The organism is Streptomyces sp. NPDC006372 (assembly GCF_040612515.1).
Taxonomy (GTDB): Bacteria; Actinomycetota; Actinomycetes; order Streptomycetales; family Streptomycetaceae; genus Streptomyces.
Genome location: NZ_JBEXQJ010000035.1, coordinates 42921 through 57565 on the forward strand (window position 1 = coordinate 42921; position 14645 = coordinate 57565).

Annotated in this window: 16 protein-coding genes; 4 read left to right on the forward strand and 12 right to left on the reverse strand. The window is 72.8% G+C overall.

Annotated elements, in window-relative coordinates:
• Positions 1-20: 20 nt before the first annotated feature.
• On the forward strand, positions 21-467 hold the full coding sequence (locus tag ABZ016_RS35110) for an ATP-binding protein (RefSeq protein ID WP_356920757.1): 447 nt from the start codon (positions 21-23) through the stop codon (positions 465-467).
• Positions 468-571: 104 nt separating this feature from the next.
• Here ABZ016_RS35110 and ABZ016_RS35115 read toward each other — a convergent pair whose 3' ends face one another.
• Both ABZ016_RS35115 and fdxA read right to left on the reverse strand, forming a co-directional pair.
• On the reverse strand, positions 572-1663 hold the full coding sequence (locus tag ABZ016_RS35115; RefSeq protein WP_356920758.1) for a bifunctional succinyldiaminopimelate transaminase/glutamate-prephenate aminotransferase: 1092 nt from the start codon (positions 1661-1663) through the stop codon (positions 572-574).
• Positions 1664-1785: 122 nt separating this feature from the next.
• Positions 1786-2106 carry a ferredoxin gene (gene fdxA, locus ABZ016_RS35120; RefSeq protein ID WP_018089397.1) on the reverse strand — a complete coding sequence of 107 codons (321 nt, stop codon included), beginning with the start codon at positions 2104-2106 and terminating at the stop codon, positions 1786-1788.
• Positions 2107-2246: 140 nt separating this feature from the next.
• On the opposite strand from fdxA, the gene ABZ016_RS35125 reads away from it, so the two are divergent.
• Positions 2247-3266, forward strand: a complete 1020-nt coding sequence (locus tag ABZ016_RS35125) for a GNAT family N-acetyltransferase (RefSeq protein WP_356920759.1) — start codon at positions 2247-2249, stop codon at positions 3264-3266.
• Positions 3267-3437: 171 nt separating this feature from the next.
• Positions 3438-4289, forward strand: a complete 852-nt coding sequence (locus tag ABZ016_RS35130; RefSeq protein WP_356920760.1) for a transglutaminase-like domain-containing protein — start codon at positions 3438-3440, stop codon at positions 4287-4289.
• Positions 4290-4381: 92 nt separating this feature from the next.
• On the opposite strand, the gene ABZ016_RS35135 is transcribed toward ABZ016_RS35130, so the two are convergent.
• Genes ABZ016_RS35135 through ABZ016_RS35150 form a run of 4 tightly spaced genes read right to left on the reverse strand, consistent with a single transcriptional unit; the run spans position 4382 to position 7807 of the window.
• Positions 4382-4996, reverse strand: a complete 615-nt coding sequence (locus tag ABZ016_RS35135) for a response regulator transcription factor (RefSeq protein ID WP_356920761.1) — start codon at positions 4994-4996, stop codon at positions 4382-4384.
• Complete coding sequence (locus ABZ016_RS35140) at positions 4993-6162, reverse strand: histidine kinase (RefSeq protein WP_356920762.1); 1170 nt, start codon at positions 6160-6162, stop codon at positions 4993-4995. The genes ABZ016_RS35135 and ABZ016_RS35140 overlap by 4 nt, the downstream gene beginning before the upstream one ends.
• Positions 6159-6899 carry an ABC transporter permease gene (locus ABZ016_RS35145; RefSeq protein ID WP_356920763.1) on the reverse strand — a complete coding sequence of 247 codons (741 nt, stop codon included), beginning with the start codon at positions 6897-6899 and terminating at the stop codon, positions 6159-6161. Before ABZ016_RS35145 ends, ABZ016_RS35140 begins: the two co-directional genes overlap by 4 nt.
• Positions 6896-7807, reverse strand: coding sequence for an ABC transporter ATP-binding protein (locus ABZ016_RS35150; protein ID WP_356920764.1), 912 nt, complete (start codon positions 7805-7807; stop codon positions 6896-6898). The genes ABZ016_RS35145 and ABZ016_RS35150 overlap by 4 nt, the downstream gene beginning before the upstream one ends.
• A 78-nt stretch (positions 7808-7885) precedes the next feature.
• Here ABZ016_RS35150 and ABZ016_RS35155 point away from each other — a divergent pair, with 78 nt between their 5' ends.
• Positions 7886-8215, forward strand: a complete 330-nt coding sequence (locus ABZ016_RS35155; protein ID WP_356920765.1) for a hypothetical protein — start codon at positions 7886-7888, stop codon at positions 8213-8215.
• A 69-nt stretch (positions 8216-8284) separates the two neighbouring features.
• On the opposite strand, the gene ABZ016_RS35160 is transcribed toward ABZ016_RS35155, so the two are convergent.
• The 6 genes from ABZ016_RS35160 to ABZ016_RS35185 form a co-directional block, all read right to left on the reverse strand.
• A complete protein-coding gene (locus ABZ016_RS35160) occupies positions 8285-10780 on the reverse strand; it encodes a hypothetical protein (protein WP_356920766.1) in 2496 nt (831 codons plus the stop codon).
• A 156-nt stretch (positions 10781-10936) separates the two neighbouring features.
• Positions 10937-11347, reverse strand: coding sequence for a DUF6113 family protein (locus ABZ016_RS35165; RefSeq protein WP_356920767.1), 411 nt, complete (start codon positions 11345-11347; stop codon positions 10937-10939).
• The gene (gene mshB / locus ABZ016_RS35170) at positions 11344-12204 is read right to left on the reverse strand and encodes an N-acetyl-1-D-myo-inositol-2-amino-2-deoxy-alpha-D-glucopyranoside deacetylase (RefSeq protein WP_356920768.1); all 861 of its coding nucleotides are present in this window, start codon (positions 12202-12204) and stop codon (positions 11344-11346) included. Before mshB ends, ABZ016_RS35165 begins: the two co-directional genes overlap by 4 nt.
• A 49-nt stretch (positions 12205-12253) precedes the next feature.
• Entirely contained in the window at positions 12254-12871 is a 618-nt protein-coding gene (locus ABZ016_RS35175) for a Uma2 family endonuclease (RefSeq protein ID WP_356920769.1), read from the reverse strand.
• Between the two features lie 52 nt (positions 12872-12923).
• Positions 12924-13868, reverse strand: coding sequence for a helix-turn-helix domain-containing protein (locus tag ABZ016_RS35180; protein WP_356920770.1), 945 nt, complete (start codon positions 13866-13868; stop codon positions 12924-12926).
• 227 nt (positions 13869-14095) lie between these two features.
• Positions 14096-14581 (reverse strand): ATP-binding protein, encoded by a 486-nt coding sequence (locus ABZ016_RS35185; RefSeq protein ID WP_356920771.1) that lies wholly within the window; start codon positions 14579-14581, stop codon positions 14096-14098.
• Between the last annotated feature and the right edge of the window lie 64 nt (positions 14582-14645).

The following is a 14645-nucleotide window of genomic DNA, read 5'->3' on the forward strand; positions in this document are numbered from 1 at the left end:
CTCTCCGTCGAAGGAGCACCATGTCCCTCCCCCTGACCCGCCGCATCGCCCGTGCCGCGCTGATCGTCGCTGCGGGAGCGGCAGCCGGGGTCGGTGCGGCCGGTTCCGCCGGCGCGGCCCCCGAGCTGCCGGCCTCCCCGAACGTCGGTGGCCTGACCGCCCTGGACGGGGCGAACGTCGGCAACACCGTCGACAGTGCGGCGCAGAAGGTCACCAAGTCCGCGGGTGACACCGGCGGCAAGTCGGTCAAGAAGACCGTGCCGACCGCGGGCAAGCTCGGCGGCGGGGTGGTCAAGAGTGCCACGCCCGTCGCGCAGAAGGCGGCGGGTGACGCCGCGGGCTCCGCCGGGCAGCTGGTCGGTGACACGGCCGGCTCCGCCAAGGGTGGCCTGCCGACGGGCTCTCTGACGAAGGGCGGGGTGCCGGCCGCGGGCTCGCTGCCGACGAAGGGTCTGCCGGTCGGCTGAGACCGGACTCAAGTACACGGGCGGGGTCCAGGGAGCTTCCCTGGACCCCGTCGCCGTGTCTGTGCGGGCCGGTACGGCCGGGGCGGAACCGCCGCCCCCAGCGGTCACAGCCGGCGTACCGCCGCGGCGATCCGCTCGTCCGTCGCCGTCAGGGCCACGCGGACGAACTCCGCGCCCGCCGGGCCGTAGAAGTCGCCCGGAGCCACGAGGATGCCCCGTTCCGCGAGGTGGGCGACGGTGTCCCAGCAGGACTCGCCCCGGGTGGCCCACAGGTAGAGGCTGGCCTCGCTGTGCTCGATACGGAAGCCGTGGGTGAGCAGGGCCTCACGCAGGAGCTCGCGCCGGGAGGCGTAGCGCGCGCGCTGGACGCGGACGTGGTCGTCGTCACCCAGGGCCGCCACCACGGCCGCCTGCGTCGGCGCGGAGGTCATCATTCCGCCGTGCTTGCGGATCTCCAGGAGCGGACCGAGGACGGCCGGGTCACCCGCGAGGAAGGCCGCGCGGTAGCCGGCGAGGTTCGAGCGCTTGGAGAGCGAGTGGACGGACACGATGCCGTCGTACGAGCCGCCGTTGACGTCGGGGTGCAGGACCGAGACCGGGTCGGCCTCCCAGCCCAGCTCCAGGTAGCACTCGTCGGAGAAGAGCAGGATGCCGTGCTCGCGGGCCCACGCCACGATCCGGGTGAGGTCCGCCTTCGACAGGACCTTGCCGGTCGGGTTCGACGGGGAGTTCAGCCAGAGCAGCTTCAGGCCCTCGGGGTCCAGCTCCGTCGGATCGTCGTAAGCCTCGTACCCGGCGCGGGCCAGGCGGGCGCCGACCTCGTACGTCGGGTAGGCCAGGCGCGGGTACGCGACCCGGTCGCCGGGGCCGAGGCCGAGCTGGGTCGGGAGCCAGGCGACGAGCTCCTTGGAGCCGACGATGGGCAGGACGTGGCGGTGGGTGACGTCCCGGGCGCCGAGACGGCGCTCCACCCAGCCGGTGATCGCGTCGCGCAGCTCCGGCGTGCCCCAGACGGTCGGATAGCCCGGCGAGTCCGCCGCGGCGACCAGCGCTTTCTGGATCAGCTCGGGGACCGGGTCGACCGGGGTGCCGACGGACAGGTCCACGATGCCGTCCGGGTGGGCGGCGGCCGTGGCCTTGTACGGCGTCAGCTTGTCCCAGGGAAAGGTGGGAAGGCGGTCGGAGACTGCGGACACGGGTTCTGGCTCACTTTCTGGCACGTACCAGCCGGGTCACGGCAAACGCCTCGGTCCCCTACGGCGATCAGCGGGCTGATCGGGGCCGTACGGGACCGAGGCGGCGCTGGTACGGGCCGCTCTTACTGGTTCTGCGGCGGCAGCGCGGCGATGAAGGGATGGTCGCGCTCGATCAGCCCCAGCTTGCTGGCGCCGCCGGGCGAGCCGAGCTCGTCGAAGAACTCGACGTTCGCCTTGTAGTAGTCCTTCCACTCCTCCGGGGTGTCGTCCTCGTAGAAGATCGCCTCGACCGGGCAGACCGGCTCGCAGGCACCACAGTCGACGCATTCGTCCGGGTGGATGTACAAGGACCGGGAGCCCTCGTAGATGCAGTCGACCGGGCACTCCTCGATGCACGCCTTGTCCTTGACGTCGACACAAGGCTGCGCGATGACGTAGGTCACGCTGTCGTTCCTCCTCGATAGGGCGCTGGCGGGCCTCCGTAGGCTCCGCCGCCTGGCGCGCGGGAGCGCGGCGTCGTCGATGCCCGCCTCTAGTATCTCCGTTCTTGGGCATGATCCGAACAGGAGGGGTGAACTGACCTGTGGAAATCTCTGCCGCCGGGCGACTCGAGGTCCGTATCACCGCTGCTGACGTGGGAAAACGGGTCTCCGTCCGGAGCTTGATCGAACACGCGGCTCCGGGTGAGAAGTTCACCGACACGGTCGGTGTTCTCACATCATGGGACAACGGTGTGCTGCTGATCACACGGAAGGACGGCCAAAGCGTCCGCATCGCGGAATCGAAGCTGGTCGCGGGCAAGGTCGTGCCCTCCGTCCCGGCGCGTCGCCGCGGTCCGGCCGCCTCCTACGGCGAACTGGCCCGGGTCGCCGCCCGCGCCTGGCGGTCCGTGGAGAGCGAGCGGCTCGGGGACTGGGAACTGCGGGCCGCCTCCGGGTTCACACGGCGGGCCAATTCGGTGCTGCCGCTCGGTGACCCCGGAGTGCCTCTCGACGAGGCGCTGGGGGCGGTGCGGCGGTGGTACGACGCCCGCGGGCTGCCCGCCTACGTCCAGACCGCTACCGGCGCCGAGGGCACCCAGGAGTCGCTGTGTGCCGAGCTGGAGGCGCGGGGCTGGGTGCGGGAGGTGACCGCCGAGATGTGGGTCGGACCGCTCGCGCCGGTCGCCGACCGCGGCGATCCGTCGGGGGTCGCGCTGTCCCGGACCGCCGACGAGGCGTGGCTGGCCCGTTATCAGCGCAAGGGCGTGAGCGAGGTGGCGCTGCGGGTGCTCGGAGGGGGGCCGTCGGTGTGGTTCGCGACCGTGCCGGGTGCCGCGGAGGGGGCCGCTCCGGCCGCCATCGGGCGCTGTGTCGTCGACGGGCGGTGGGCCGGGTTCGCCGCAGTCGAGGTCGACCCGGCGCTGCGGCGGCAGGGGCTGGGCACGGCCGTGATGGCGGCGCTGGCCCGGCAGGCCCTCGACGAGGGCGCGTCGGCCGCGTGGCTCCAGGTCGAGGCCGAGAACGAGGGGGCGCGGGCGTTGTACGCCGGCATGGGCTTCGCCGCGCACCACGCCTACCACCACTACCGGGCGCCGGAAGCGGACCGTCCGGGTCGCCGCTGACGGACCACCGGTGACGGACCACCGGTGACGGACCGCCAGTGACCGACCGACGGTGACCGACCGACGGTGACCGACCGACGGTGACCGATCGCCGGTGACCGATCGCCGGTGACCCGCCGCGATATCGGATCATTGTGATACCGGACCACTGTGAGAGGGCACGAGCCAGCTATGCGTCCCCCGTATCCCCCGTCCCCGGAGCGTTCCGCCGAGCTGCGGCGGAGGTTCTCCGAAGAGGCCCGGTCCGAGCGGCCCGACCTGTCGACGCTGTGCCTGCTGGTGGGCGCGGAGGCGGACCGGGAGCTGGACGAGGGGGGCCTGGACGCGGCGCAGGTCGAGCTCGACCGGCTGGCCGGGCTGCTGCCGCATCGGCCCGGCGGGCCGCGTGCGTGGGCCGTCGCCCTGCGGGAGCTGCTCGGTGAGCGCATGGGGTTCCACGGCACCCCGGCCGACTACCGGCGACTGGAGTCCTCGCTGTTGCACGAGGTGCTGGTGCGGCGGAGGGGGTTGCCGATCCTGCTGTCCGTGGTGTGGATGGAGGTGGCCCGGCGGGCCGGTGCGCCGGTGTGCGGGGTGGCTCTGCCGGGGCACTTCGTGGTCGGGTTCGGGTCCGGTGCGGAGCAGGTGCTCGCCGATCCGTTCGACGGGGGGCGGGTGCTGACCGGAGCGGATGCGGAGTTGCTCGTCGTCGGGGCGACCGGGGCGGGGCTGGATCCGGCGATGTTGCGGCCGGCCGATCCCCTGGACGTGGTGCTGCGGATCCTGAACAACGTGCGGGCGTGGGCGGTGGCCCGGCCGGAGCGGTCGGACGTGGCGTTGTGGGCGGTCGAGTTGTCGTTGCTGTTGCCGTCGCATCCGGCGCGGTTGCGGTACGAGCGGGCGCAGTTGCTGGTGCAGCGGGGGGATTTCCTGGGCGGAGCCGTGGAGTTGGAGGCGTACGCGGAGATCGTCTCGGGGGTGGATGAGGCGGCTTCGGAGCGGGTGCGGGGGGAGGCTTCGGCGGCCCGGGCGATGTTGAACTGACGCCTCTTCGCCATGGGGGGTTTCGCTCTCGGGCGTGGGCGGGTTGTTCGTGGTTGATCGCTCAGTTCCCCGCGCCCCTTGAGGGGCGCGTTCTACAGCCAGCCCTTTTCTCGGGCTACTCGGACCGCTTCCGCCCGGTTTCTCACGGCCAGCTTCTGGATGGCGGTGCTGAGGTAGTTGCGGACGGTGCCCTGGGAGAGGTGCAGGGTCGTCGCCAGTTCGGCGTTGGTGGAGCCGTCGGAGGCCGCTCGCAGGACTTCTCGTTCGCGGTCCGTCAGGGGGTTGGCGCCGTCCGCCAGGGCCGCTGCCGCGAGGGTGGGGTCGATGACGCGTTCGCCGGTGAGGACCTTGCGGATCGCTTCGGCGAGCTGGGCGGCGGGGGCGTCCTTCACCAGGAAGGCGTCTGCGCCGGACTCCATGGCGCTGCGGAGGTAGCCGGGGCGGCCGAAGGTGGTGAGGATGACCAGTTTCACGGCCGGGAGTTCGGCGTGCAGCAGGGCCGCGGCCTCTATGCCCGTCGCACCGGGCATCTCGATGTCCAGGAGGGCCACGTCGACGGCGTGTGCGCGGGCCGCCGGCACCACCTCGTCGCCGCGGGCCACCTGGGCCACGACCTCGATGTCCTCCTCCAGACCGAGCAGGGCGGCCAGGGCCTCGCGGACCATCGACTGGTCCTCGGCGAGCAGGACCTTGATCGTACGGCTCATGCCGGGGATCCTACGTGCGCCGGACCGGCCGTGGGCACGCGGGCGACCAGGCGGAAGCCGTGCTTGTGCGGGCTCGCCTCCAGGGTGCCGCCCGCCTTCGCCAGGCGTTCGGTGAGGCCGGTGAGGCCGTTGCCGTGGCTGCCGCCGCTCCGGCCGCCCGAGCCGTTGTCCTCGACGGTGAGTTCGAGCATGGGGCCGTCGAGGGTCTGGCGGTGCAGCAGCTCGACCGTGCAGCGGCGGGCGCCGCTGTGCCGTACGACGTTGGTGATCGCCTCGCGCAGTGCCCAGGCCAGGGCGGACTCGCTCTCCTCGGGGACGCCGACGGGTCCGGGGTCGGCGGGCAGCTCGGCGGTGACGCCGGCCGCGGTGAGGGCGACCCGGGCACCGGCGAGTTCGGCGCTCAGCCGGGGGCGGCGGTAGCCGGTGACGGCCTCGCGGACGTCGACCAGGGCCTGCCGGCTGACCTGCTCGATGTCGGCGACCTGCTGGGCCGCCTTGCCGGGGTGGTCGGGGAGCATCCGGCCGGCCAGCTCGCTCTTGAGGGTGATCAGGGAGAGCGAGTGGCCGAGCAGGTCGTGCAGGTCCCGGGCCAGGCGCAGGCGTTCCTCGTTTGCGGCGAGCTGGGCGACGGTGGCCCGGGCCTCGCGCAGGGCGATGGTCGTCCGGACGAGTTCGCGTACGCCGGTCATCGCGAAGCCGCCGAGCAGGGCCGGGATGAGGAGACCGGCCAGGAAGGAGTGGCCTTCCGGCACCGCGAGCGCGACGGCGGACAGCAGGGCGCACGTGGCCGGGATCGTCCAGCGCGCCATCCGCAGCGGCAGGGCGGCCCCGGAGGCGATCGAGACGTACACGAAGAGCACCAGCCACTCGCGGCCCAGGGTGAGGGCGAGGAGCGTGGACTGGGCCGCGAGGACCCCGAGCGAGCCGAGCACCCGGGCGTTGTGCTCGCCTCGTCCGGTGCGGAAGACCAGCGCCATGTACCAGGCGACGAACGCGACCAGACCGAGCCAGCCGAGGATCGTCACGCCCGTGCTGTGACCGCCGTGCAGCAGGTCGGTGACGGGCGCGCTCAGGTAGACCAGCCAGATGCCGGTCCACAGCGACTTCACCGCCCGCTGCTTGCGGTTGACCGGGCGCTGTCCGATACCTATGCCGACGTCGCTCACGCCTTCAGGGTGTCCTTCCGGTACAGCCAGGCCGCGCCGCCCGCGAACAGGACGAACGACACCACGAGTACGGCGAGGTCCTGGACGTGCGGGGCGCGGCTCTGCTCGATGGCCTGACCCAGGGCAGCGTACGCGTGCGTGGGCAGCCACTTCGCGATGTCCTGGAGCCAGTCCGGGAAGGTCGTGGTCGGCATCCACAGGCCGCCGAGCATCGACAGGCCGAAGTAGGTGATCATCGTGATCGGGCGGACCGCGTCGCCGCTGGCCAGGTAGCCGAGGGCGACGCCGAGCGCGGCGAAGACCAGGCTGCCGGCCCAGATCGCGCCGGTGAGGGCGAGCCACTGCCAGGCGTCCAGGGTCACGTCCTTCACGGCCGCCGCGACGACGAAGACGATGACGATGGACGGCAGGCTGACGACGGCGGCGCTCGCCGTCTTGGCGAGGACGTACCCGCGGCCCGGCAGGGTGGTCAGGCGCAGTTGCCGCACCCAGCCGCCCTCGCGCTCCTTGGCGATGCGCTCGCTGTTGCCCATGAGGACGGCCGTGAGGGCGCCGAAGGAGGCCATGGAGACCATCATGTAGGTCGGCAGGGTCAGGGCGCTGCCGGGGACCTTCGTGGTGCTGTCGGCGTTGCCCGCGATGATCAGGAACAGCACCGACGGGTAGATCACGGAGAAGAAGAGGAACTTGCGGTTGCGCAGGGCACGGGCGAGTTCCAGCTTGATCAGGCTGTTCACTTCGACTTCGCCTCCTCGGCGGCGGTGATGGCGACGAAGGCCTGCTCCAGGCCGAGCCCGGCGACTTCGAGGTTCCTCGGGAAGACGCCGAGGCCGTACAGGGCGTGGACGGTGGCGTCGGCGTCGGAGGACTGGATGCGGACGGTCCGGCCGGAGACGGCCAGGGACGTCAGGAAGGGCAGGCCGTGCAGGGCCGCCTCGTCGACGGTGTCCGTCAGGTCGAAGGAGACGCGGCGGGCACCCGCCTTGGCCTTGATCTCGGCGGCGGTGCCGTCGGCGAGGAGCCGGCCTCGGTGCAGGACCAGGACCCGGTCGGCGACGGCGTCGGCCTCTTCGAGGTAGTGGGTGGCGAACAGGACGGTGCGGCCCTGGTCGGCCTGCTCGCGCATGGTGGCCCAGAAGGCCTGGCGGGTGGTGACGTCCATGCCGGTGGTGGGCTCGTCCAGGACGATGAGGTCGCTGTCGCCGGCGGTGGCGAGGGCGAAGCGGACGCGTTGGGCCTGGCCGCCGGAGAGCTTGTTGACCTTGCGGTCGGCTATCTGCGCGATGCCGGCGCGGGCCAGCACCTCGGAGGGCCGGTACGGCTTCGGGTGCAGATCGCAGGCGAGCCGCACCAGTTCGGCGACGGTGACCTCGTCCATCAGCCCGCCGCTCTGCAGCATGGCGCCCACGCGCCCGGCGACGATGGCGGCCCGGGGGCTGGTGCCGAACAGGCTGACCGTGCCGCTGTCCGGGTTCTTGAGGCCGAGGAGCAGGTCGAGGGTGGTGGACTTGCCGGCGCCGTTGGGGCCGAGCAGCGCCACCGTCTCTCCGGGGTTGAGGTCGAGGGTCAGTCCGTCCACGGCGCGGACGGTGCCGTATGCCTTGCTCACCTGGTCGAACGCGACCACCGAGGCTGTCGTTGTCATGTCCTCATGGTGGTTGCGGGCGGGTCGGCAGGGGCAGTGTCGGGCGTCCGGAGTGCCGCATGACAGTTGTCATGCCGGGTGCGCAAGCTCCTCGCCGGCGCCGCCACCGCCGTGATCGCCTTCGCCGGACTCACCTTCGCCACCCCGGCGCAGGCCGCGACCTCGGGCACGACCTCGGTGCAGGCGATCAACTGCCATGCAAAGGAGAGCGTACGGATCCGGAAGTCCAAGTCGACCAGCTCGGCCTCCCTCGGGCTCTTCCCCAAGGGCGCGGGAGCGGAGTGCGGCGGGGCCTCGGAGGGTGGCACCTTCACCGCCTGCGGCTACACCGACGGGTTCTTCTGGATCGCGATCAACTACCAGGGCATCAGGGGCTACGTGGCTCTGTACTGCATCACGCGTCCGTGACGGCCGCACGCCCGTGAACGACGACGCCCCTGCCCGGACCGGGCAGGGGCGTCGTCGTCGGCGCGGGGATCAGTTCGGGGTGGTGTCGATGACCGCGGTGCGCTCCGCCGTCGTCTTGCCCCGCAGCGCCTTGCGCAGCGCGGAGACGACGTCCTGCGGCAGCACGTCACGCTTCCCGGTGGCGCTCTGGATCTGCACGCCGTCGAACGTCTGGCCGTACGCCTCCTTGAGCGCCTCCAGGTCGTACGTCTCCACGAGCTTGCCGTCCACGGCCTTGAACCCGAGGATCTTCGGCAGCGACAACGCGCCGAACGGGATGCTGTGCGCCGGGTCGGTCTGCACGATGGCCTTGGCCGACATCGCGGGCTGAGCGAAGTCCTTCAGCACGCGGTCGACCTCGGCGTTCGAGACGGTCGGCTGCCGGGTGGTGGTCGGGAGGTTCACCGGGCCGGCCGTACCGGTCTCCACCTGGGTGCGGTACGCCTCCTCGATCGCGGCGGTCGACTTGGCGACGTCGATGCCCTTGCCCGCCTTGCCGTACACGGGGACGGCCTTGCCGCCCTCGAACTTGATGGTGCCGTCGGAGGCCGAACCCGAGCCGCCCGCGGCGCCCTCCAGGGACGCGTGCAGCTTCTCCTCGTCCACGGGCATGACCGGCGTGACGACACGGTGGTTGCCGAAGAGCGAGCCGATCACGGAGACCGGGTTGTAGTCACTCTTCGCCGCCGCGTCGGCCGTGGCGTCCATGTCGAACTGGAGTCCGGCCTTGTCCGGGTCGAGGGACACGGTCTTGCCCTCCACCGACAGCTTCAGCGGCTTGCCCGCGTTGGCGTCGAAGGCCTCGTCGAGCTTCTTGACCGCGCCGTCACGGGTGGTGCCGCCGATGTCGACGCCGAGCACGCTGGTGCCCTTGGGCACATCGGTGCGGTTCATCAGCAGTCCGGCGCCGTAGACGCCACCGGCGAGGACCACCACACCGGCGGCGAGCAGCACGAGCTTGTTGCGCCCCTTCTTCTTGGGCGCCTTCGAGGAGCTCGCCGGGGGCGGGGAGACCGGCTCGGGCAGCTTCGGCGCCGCGTGGGGCGCGGAGCCCTCACCGGGCGCACCCGGGCCGAACGGCGAGGCCGCGCCGGACGGCACGACCGGGATGCCGCTGGTGACGGTGTGCCCGGAGACGTTGTCGTGGCGGGCACCGCCGTAGCCCTGGCCCTCCGGAGGTTCGGGGGCGGGCTTCTGCGGGGTGAGGATCGCGGTGTCGTCGCTCAGACCACCGCCGGGGGCGCCAGGGGTCGCGGGTGCGCCGGGAGAGGGGGCGTTACGAGGGCCGGTGGGGCCGGTGGGAGCGCCGCTCCTCGGGCCGGAGCCGCCAGGGCCACCCGGGCCACCAGGGCCGGTCAGGCCGCCGGGACCACCCGGGCCGCCGGGGCCTCCTATGGCTCCGGGGCCGGAGGGTGCGCCGGGGCCGCCCGGGCGGCCGGGGTCGTTGAAGCCACCAGGGGCACCGGGCCTGCCCGGCTCGGTGAAGCCGCCGGGCCCGCCGGGACCACCGGACCGGCCGGAGTCGTGGAAAGCGCCCGGTCCGCCCGGTCCGCCCGGTCCTCCGGACGGTGGGATCAGTGGGCCGTCCCCGGTGACCGGCCCGCCGGTCGGGCCCGCCGGGCCCGGAGTGCCGTGCCCACCGGGGCCGTCGGTGCCGTTGGGAGCGCCCGGGCCCCCCTGACCACCGTAGGCACCTTGTCCGTTCTGCCCGTTCTGACCCCGGCCGTTCTCCGAGAAGTACGGCAGGTCGTCGCGGCGCGGTTCGCCACCGCCGGGGGCGGGACGCGAACCGTTGCCCAGCGGGCCCGCCGCCAGTGCCTCGGTGACGTCGAAGGAGCCGGTGCCGCCGCCGTGCCCGGGCGCGACGGGCCCGCCGGTCGCACCGCCGGGCAGCCCGGAACCGTTCGTGCCGCCGGGCCGGGAACCACCCGGAGCGCTCATGGAGCCGACCACGCCGCCCGGCCGCCCGGCACCCGGCGCACCGGCGCCGGGAGCGGCCGAACCCGGCCCGCCCGTTCCGGAACCGCCCGCCCCGGGGCCCGAACCGCCCGGCAGACCCGCGCCGTTGGTGGAGCCGCTCCCCTGGCCCGGCTTGCCAGAGCCGGACTTGCGGGGCGCGAACCAGTCGCTGGTGGGCTTGTCGTCGCCGGACCGGGCGGGCTCGGCGGGAGGCTCGGCCGTCGCCGAGCCCACCCCCGGGCCCGTGGACGTGGCGGCACCCGGCGCCGTCGCTTCGCCGCCGGGCCCGGCACTCGCGCCGGCCCCGGTGTCGTCCGCGTCCTGCGCCTCCGTGACGGGCTTGCGCACCACCACCGGCGGAATGGGCCGCGACCCGGGGATGTTGATCCGGATCCGGGTCGTCAGCGTGGTCTCGGTCTTGCGTTCCTCCGGCCGCGAGGCCGAACGGCCCGCGTCCGCACCGGCGTCGGAGACCGTCGGGGTCCCGTACGGCGGCGTACCCGACGGGTAGGCGGCTCCGCCGCGCCCGTTGGGCCCGGAGGACGGAGTGTCAGTTTCACGACTCAAGGCAGGTTCTCCCGGTTGGCTCCGCCGCCCGTCACAACCTCACGCGGGCAGCTCGGCGGCGCGCACCACCATACTGGCCACTTCTCGCCCGTATCCCGTGACCGCTGGGGAAACTCACACCGGACCCCCACGCGCACGTTCTGGCGAAGTGGTACGTCACTTGCCAAGTCGGACGGCATCGCCGTCCGGTTGCCGCCCCGGGCCGAGGGTGGCACACATCACAGCCACGGCGATGCCGCCGAGCAGGTAGAGATAGGAGCCGCTCCCCGCGGCGAAGAGGAAGTCCCCCTCGGGGCGGCTGGCGGTGAGCAGGATGACGGCGAGCATCCAGCCGCCGGCGGCCGCGACGCCCCCGACCCGGCTGCGGGTGAGGCGTGCGGCGCCGAGGACGAGACCGGCCTCACCGGCGAGCGCGAGCAGCAGCCCGCCCGGGAACCACCCGGGCTGCACCAGCGCCCCGGCCGTGCCCACCACGGCACCCAGCAGGAACAGCCCCAGGAAGGCGGCGACCCGTCCGACGGACGGCGGCCGCAGCGGCTGGGCGAGCATCGGGCTCCGGTCGTTCACGAGGCCTCCTCGACACCGGCGAACAGGTCGGTCTCCCGGTCACCGGGGCCCCGCTCGCCCCGCACCAGTTCGTAGTACTCCGTGGTCAGGAGCGGCTGGGCGAGCTCGTTGGACAGCACGAAGTACGGCTCGGCCACGGTGATCTGGGTGGCGTGGGCCCGCATCGCGGCGGCCTTGGCGGCGGCGTGGGCGGTGCCGTCCACGACGGTGGTGACGCTCTCGTCGGCCACGACGCCCGGTACGTCGTCGACGGCGGCGGGCTTGTCGAAGGGCAGCCCGGGCAGATCGTCCTGGAGCCGGGCGAAGGCCTTCTCCACAACGGACCGGGGGACCCGGTTCCAGTAGACCTTGGGGATCTTCCATCCGGCCTCGGCGGACAGCTCGGCGGCGCGCATGGCGACGCGATGGGCCTGGATGTGGTCGGGGTGGCCGTAGCCGCCGTTGTCGTCGTAGGTGACGAGGACCTGGGGGCGTACCTCGTGGATCACCTCGACGAGGTGCGCGGCGGCCTCGTCGACGTCGGCCTGCCAGAAGCAGGCGGGGTCGTCGTTGTCGGGCAGGCCCATCATCCCGGAGTCGCTGTAGCGCCCGGCGCCGCCGAGCAGGCGAACGTCCTGGACGCCGAGCTCGGCCATGGCGGCGTCGAGCTCGCCGCGGCGGTGCCGGCCCAGGGCGGCACCGGTCAGGTGGGCGAGCTCGGGCGGGATGACCTCGCCGCGCTCCCCCAGGGTGCAGGTGACCAGGGTGACGTGGGCACCCTCGGCCGCGTACCTGGCCATGGTGGCGCCGTTGTTGATCGACTCGTCGTCGGGGTGCGCGTGCACCAGCAGCAGACGACGTGAGGGCAGTTCCGTCATGGGACCACCCTATGAGGCACCGGCCCGCCGCCGGCCGCGCCCCGGGCCGTCACACCTCGCCGCCGGGCTCGTCGTCGCCCTGGTAGCGCGGCAGGCCACTCGTGGAGATGGTCCACTCACCGATGGTGACGTCCTCGCCGTAGACGAAGTTCTTGCGCACCGCGTAGCGGGGGCCGTCCGAGGTGGAGTGGATGTCGGTGAAGACGGCACCGCTGCCGGTACGGGGATCGAAGATCGCGTAGATCGGAATGCCGAGCAGCGGGTAGTCGCGCATCTTGCCCACCCAGTCGTTCTCCGGGTTGGACCGGGAGACGATCTCGATGGCCGCGACGACCGTGCGGGGGTCGATCGAGCCTTCGACGTCGAGGTCGGCCCAGGCGATCACCATCACGTCCGGGTGTCGCATGATGCCCTCGGGGACGTCTTCCACGTCGGGCGTGCCGTTGTGAGCCAGCAACTCGTCGGGCATCACTCTCTCCAGACGGCGGCTGACGTGCGCGGCCGTGACCTCGTGCGGTCCCCCCGGCGACATCATGTCGTGCACGATCCCTTCCTTGGTCACTTCGAACTTCCCGGGGAGGGTGTCGTCCATCGACTGCACGACATCCCTCATGGACCGGTACAGATGGGAGCCGTCCCGCCGCGCGTTGCCGGATGCGATGGCCATGGCGCTCGCTCCTCGTCGTCTGTGCCCAGGGGCAAGGATCGTCACGTTCATGCTAGGCGGCCTCCTGGAGGTCGGAGCGGCAGTCGCGGCAGCGGGTGCTGGGGGTGGGTGAGCGGAAGGCTCGGTCGCAGCCGTCGCAGTTCCGCATCGGGTACCGGGGCGGGGGCGGGTCGGCCGGTGCCCGGAACGGGGGCGGAGGCGGGAGCTGGGCGGCGAGGCGGTGGGCCAGGAGGGCGGCCGGGCGGCGTACGCCCTCGGGCGGCAGGTCGGCGGTCAGGGCACCGCGTACGGCTGCCGGGGTGACGTCCCGCTCCAGCCAGGCGGCGACACCGGGGGCCAGGTGGGCTGTGTCGCAGGCGGACAGGAGCAGCCGGGAGTCGTGGCGGCGGAGGTCCGCGAGGAGGTCGGTGGCGGCTTGGAGGAGTGCGGGGGCGGGGTGCGCGGGGGTCGGTACGGCGGGGAGGGGCTTGCGGGGCGTTGCCGCGGCCCCGTTCCGCCCTCGCTTCTCACGTGCCGTCGGGGGGTGGTGCGTCCCGCTGTCCTCGCACGCCTCACGCCGCTGCGGTACCGCCGTGGCCGGAGTTTCGGGACGGTGGTGGGCCGACGCCGGCTGGTTGCAGGAGATCGTGCGCGTGATGATGCGGCCGGTGGCGGTGCGGACGCGTTCGCGGCGCAGGTAGCCGTGGGCCTCCAGCTCGCGCAGGGCGGCGGCGATGCGGGTGGCGCCCTCGGGGAACCGGGCGGCGAGGGTCTTGATGTCGGCGGGGGCGCCTTTCGGCAGCGACTGGAGATGCGTGCCGAGCCCGATGGCGAGGAGCGAAAGCTCCCCGTGCTGGGCCAGGTGATTGCCGATCACCGTGAAGCGGGTGGTGTGACGGGTGTTGTCGTGCTGGAGCCCGCCGGTGCGGTGGACCGCGCCGGGCCGCCGGTTCGGGTGCTTGTTGCCCGCAACGCGGGTCTGGGCGTGCAGGGGCACGCTAGGGTTCTGGGTACCCATCGGGAAGCCCTATCTTCCTCGGTGGTCAGGCCCTCGCACTGGGATTGCCGTCCCGGCGGGGGCCGTCGCATGTCTGCGGTTGTGGTGGTGCGTTGGGCTGAGCGTCGGGCCTCGGGTGCTGTGAAATCCAGCCGGTTCGGGGAGGTTCACCCGCGCGAGTGAGCACGGGACGCGGGCGGGAGGGGTGGGGCTTGGCAGGGTTCTTTCCCCCGGAGGTTCTTCGCCTTTCAGTCGCCGACGGCACCGGAGCGCGAGGGCACGGGTTCCGGCGGCGTGAAGGTCAGTTCGGCCCAGACGGTCTTGCGCGGGAAACGCCCTTCGGTCACACCCCAGCGGTCGGCCAGCGCCTCTACCAGCAGCAGGCCCCGGCCCGACTCGGCCACGTCATCGACGGCTCGGAGCACGGGCAGCCGGTCGCCGCGCGTGTCGGTGACCTCGATACGGAGCGTGGCGCCGACCACGTAGAGGGTCAGGCGGAAGCTGCGGCCGGGCAGACGGCCGTGGGTGGCCGCGTTGGCCGCCAGTTCGGCGACGACGTGGCTCGCCCTCTCGTGCGGGAGCCCCCAGCTCCGGAGCGCGTCCACGGTGAGCAGGCGGGCGAGACGGGCACCGCGCGGAGTGGACGACAGCAGCACGGTGAAGTTGCGTACCTCGCCGCCGGATCCGGGGCGCGTCCCGGGCTCGGCGACGACTTCCTGAGTTTCCTGATTCACGTCACTCAGCGTGGCCGACCGGCCGTACCGTGATGCGTAATTGCCTCGCTACGTAGAGCTACCG

Coding starts and splice junctions, on each gene's coding strand:
- ABZ016_RS35110 (WP_356920757.1), top strand. CDS start 21: ATGTCCCTCCCCCTGACCCGCCGCATCGCCCGTGCCGCGCTGATCGTC.
- ABZ016_RS35130 (WP_356920760.1), top strand. CDS start 3,438: ATGCGTCCCCCGTATCCCCCGTCCCCGGAGCGTTCCGCCGAGCTGCGG.
- ABZ016_RS35135 (WP_356920761.1), bottom strand. CDS start 4,996: ATGAGCCGTACGATCAAGGTCCTGCTCGCCGAGGACCAGTCGATGGTC.
- ABZ016_RS35150 (WP_356920764.1), bottom strand. CDS start 7,807: ATGACAACGACAGCCTCGGTGGTCGCGTTCGACCAGGTGAGCAAGGCA.
- mshB (WP_356920768.1), bottom strand. CDS start 12,204: ATGACGGAACTGCCCTCACGTCGTCTGCTGCTGGTGCACGCGCACCCC.
- ABZ016_RS35175 (WP_356920769.1), bottom strand. CDS start 12,871: ATGGCCATCGCATCCGGCAACGCGCGGCGGGACGGCTCCCATCTGTAC.
- ABZ016_RS35180 (WP_356920770.1), bottom strand. CDS start 13,868: ATGGGTACCCAGAACCCTAGCGTGCCCCTGCACGCCCAGACCCGCGTT.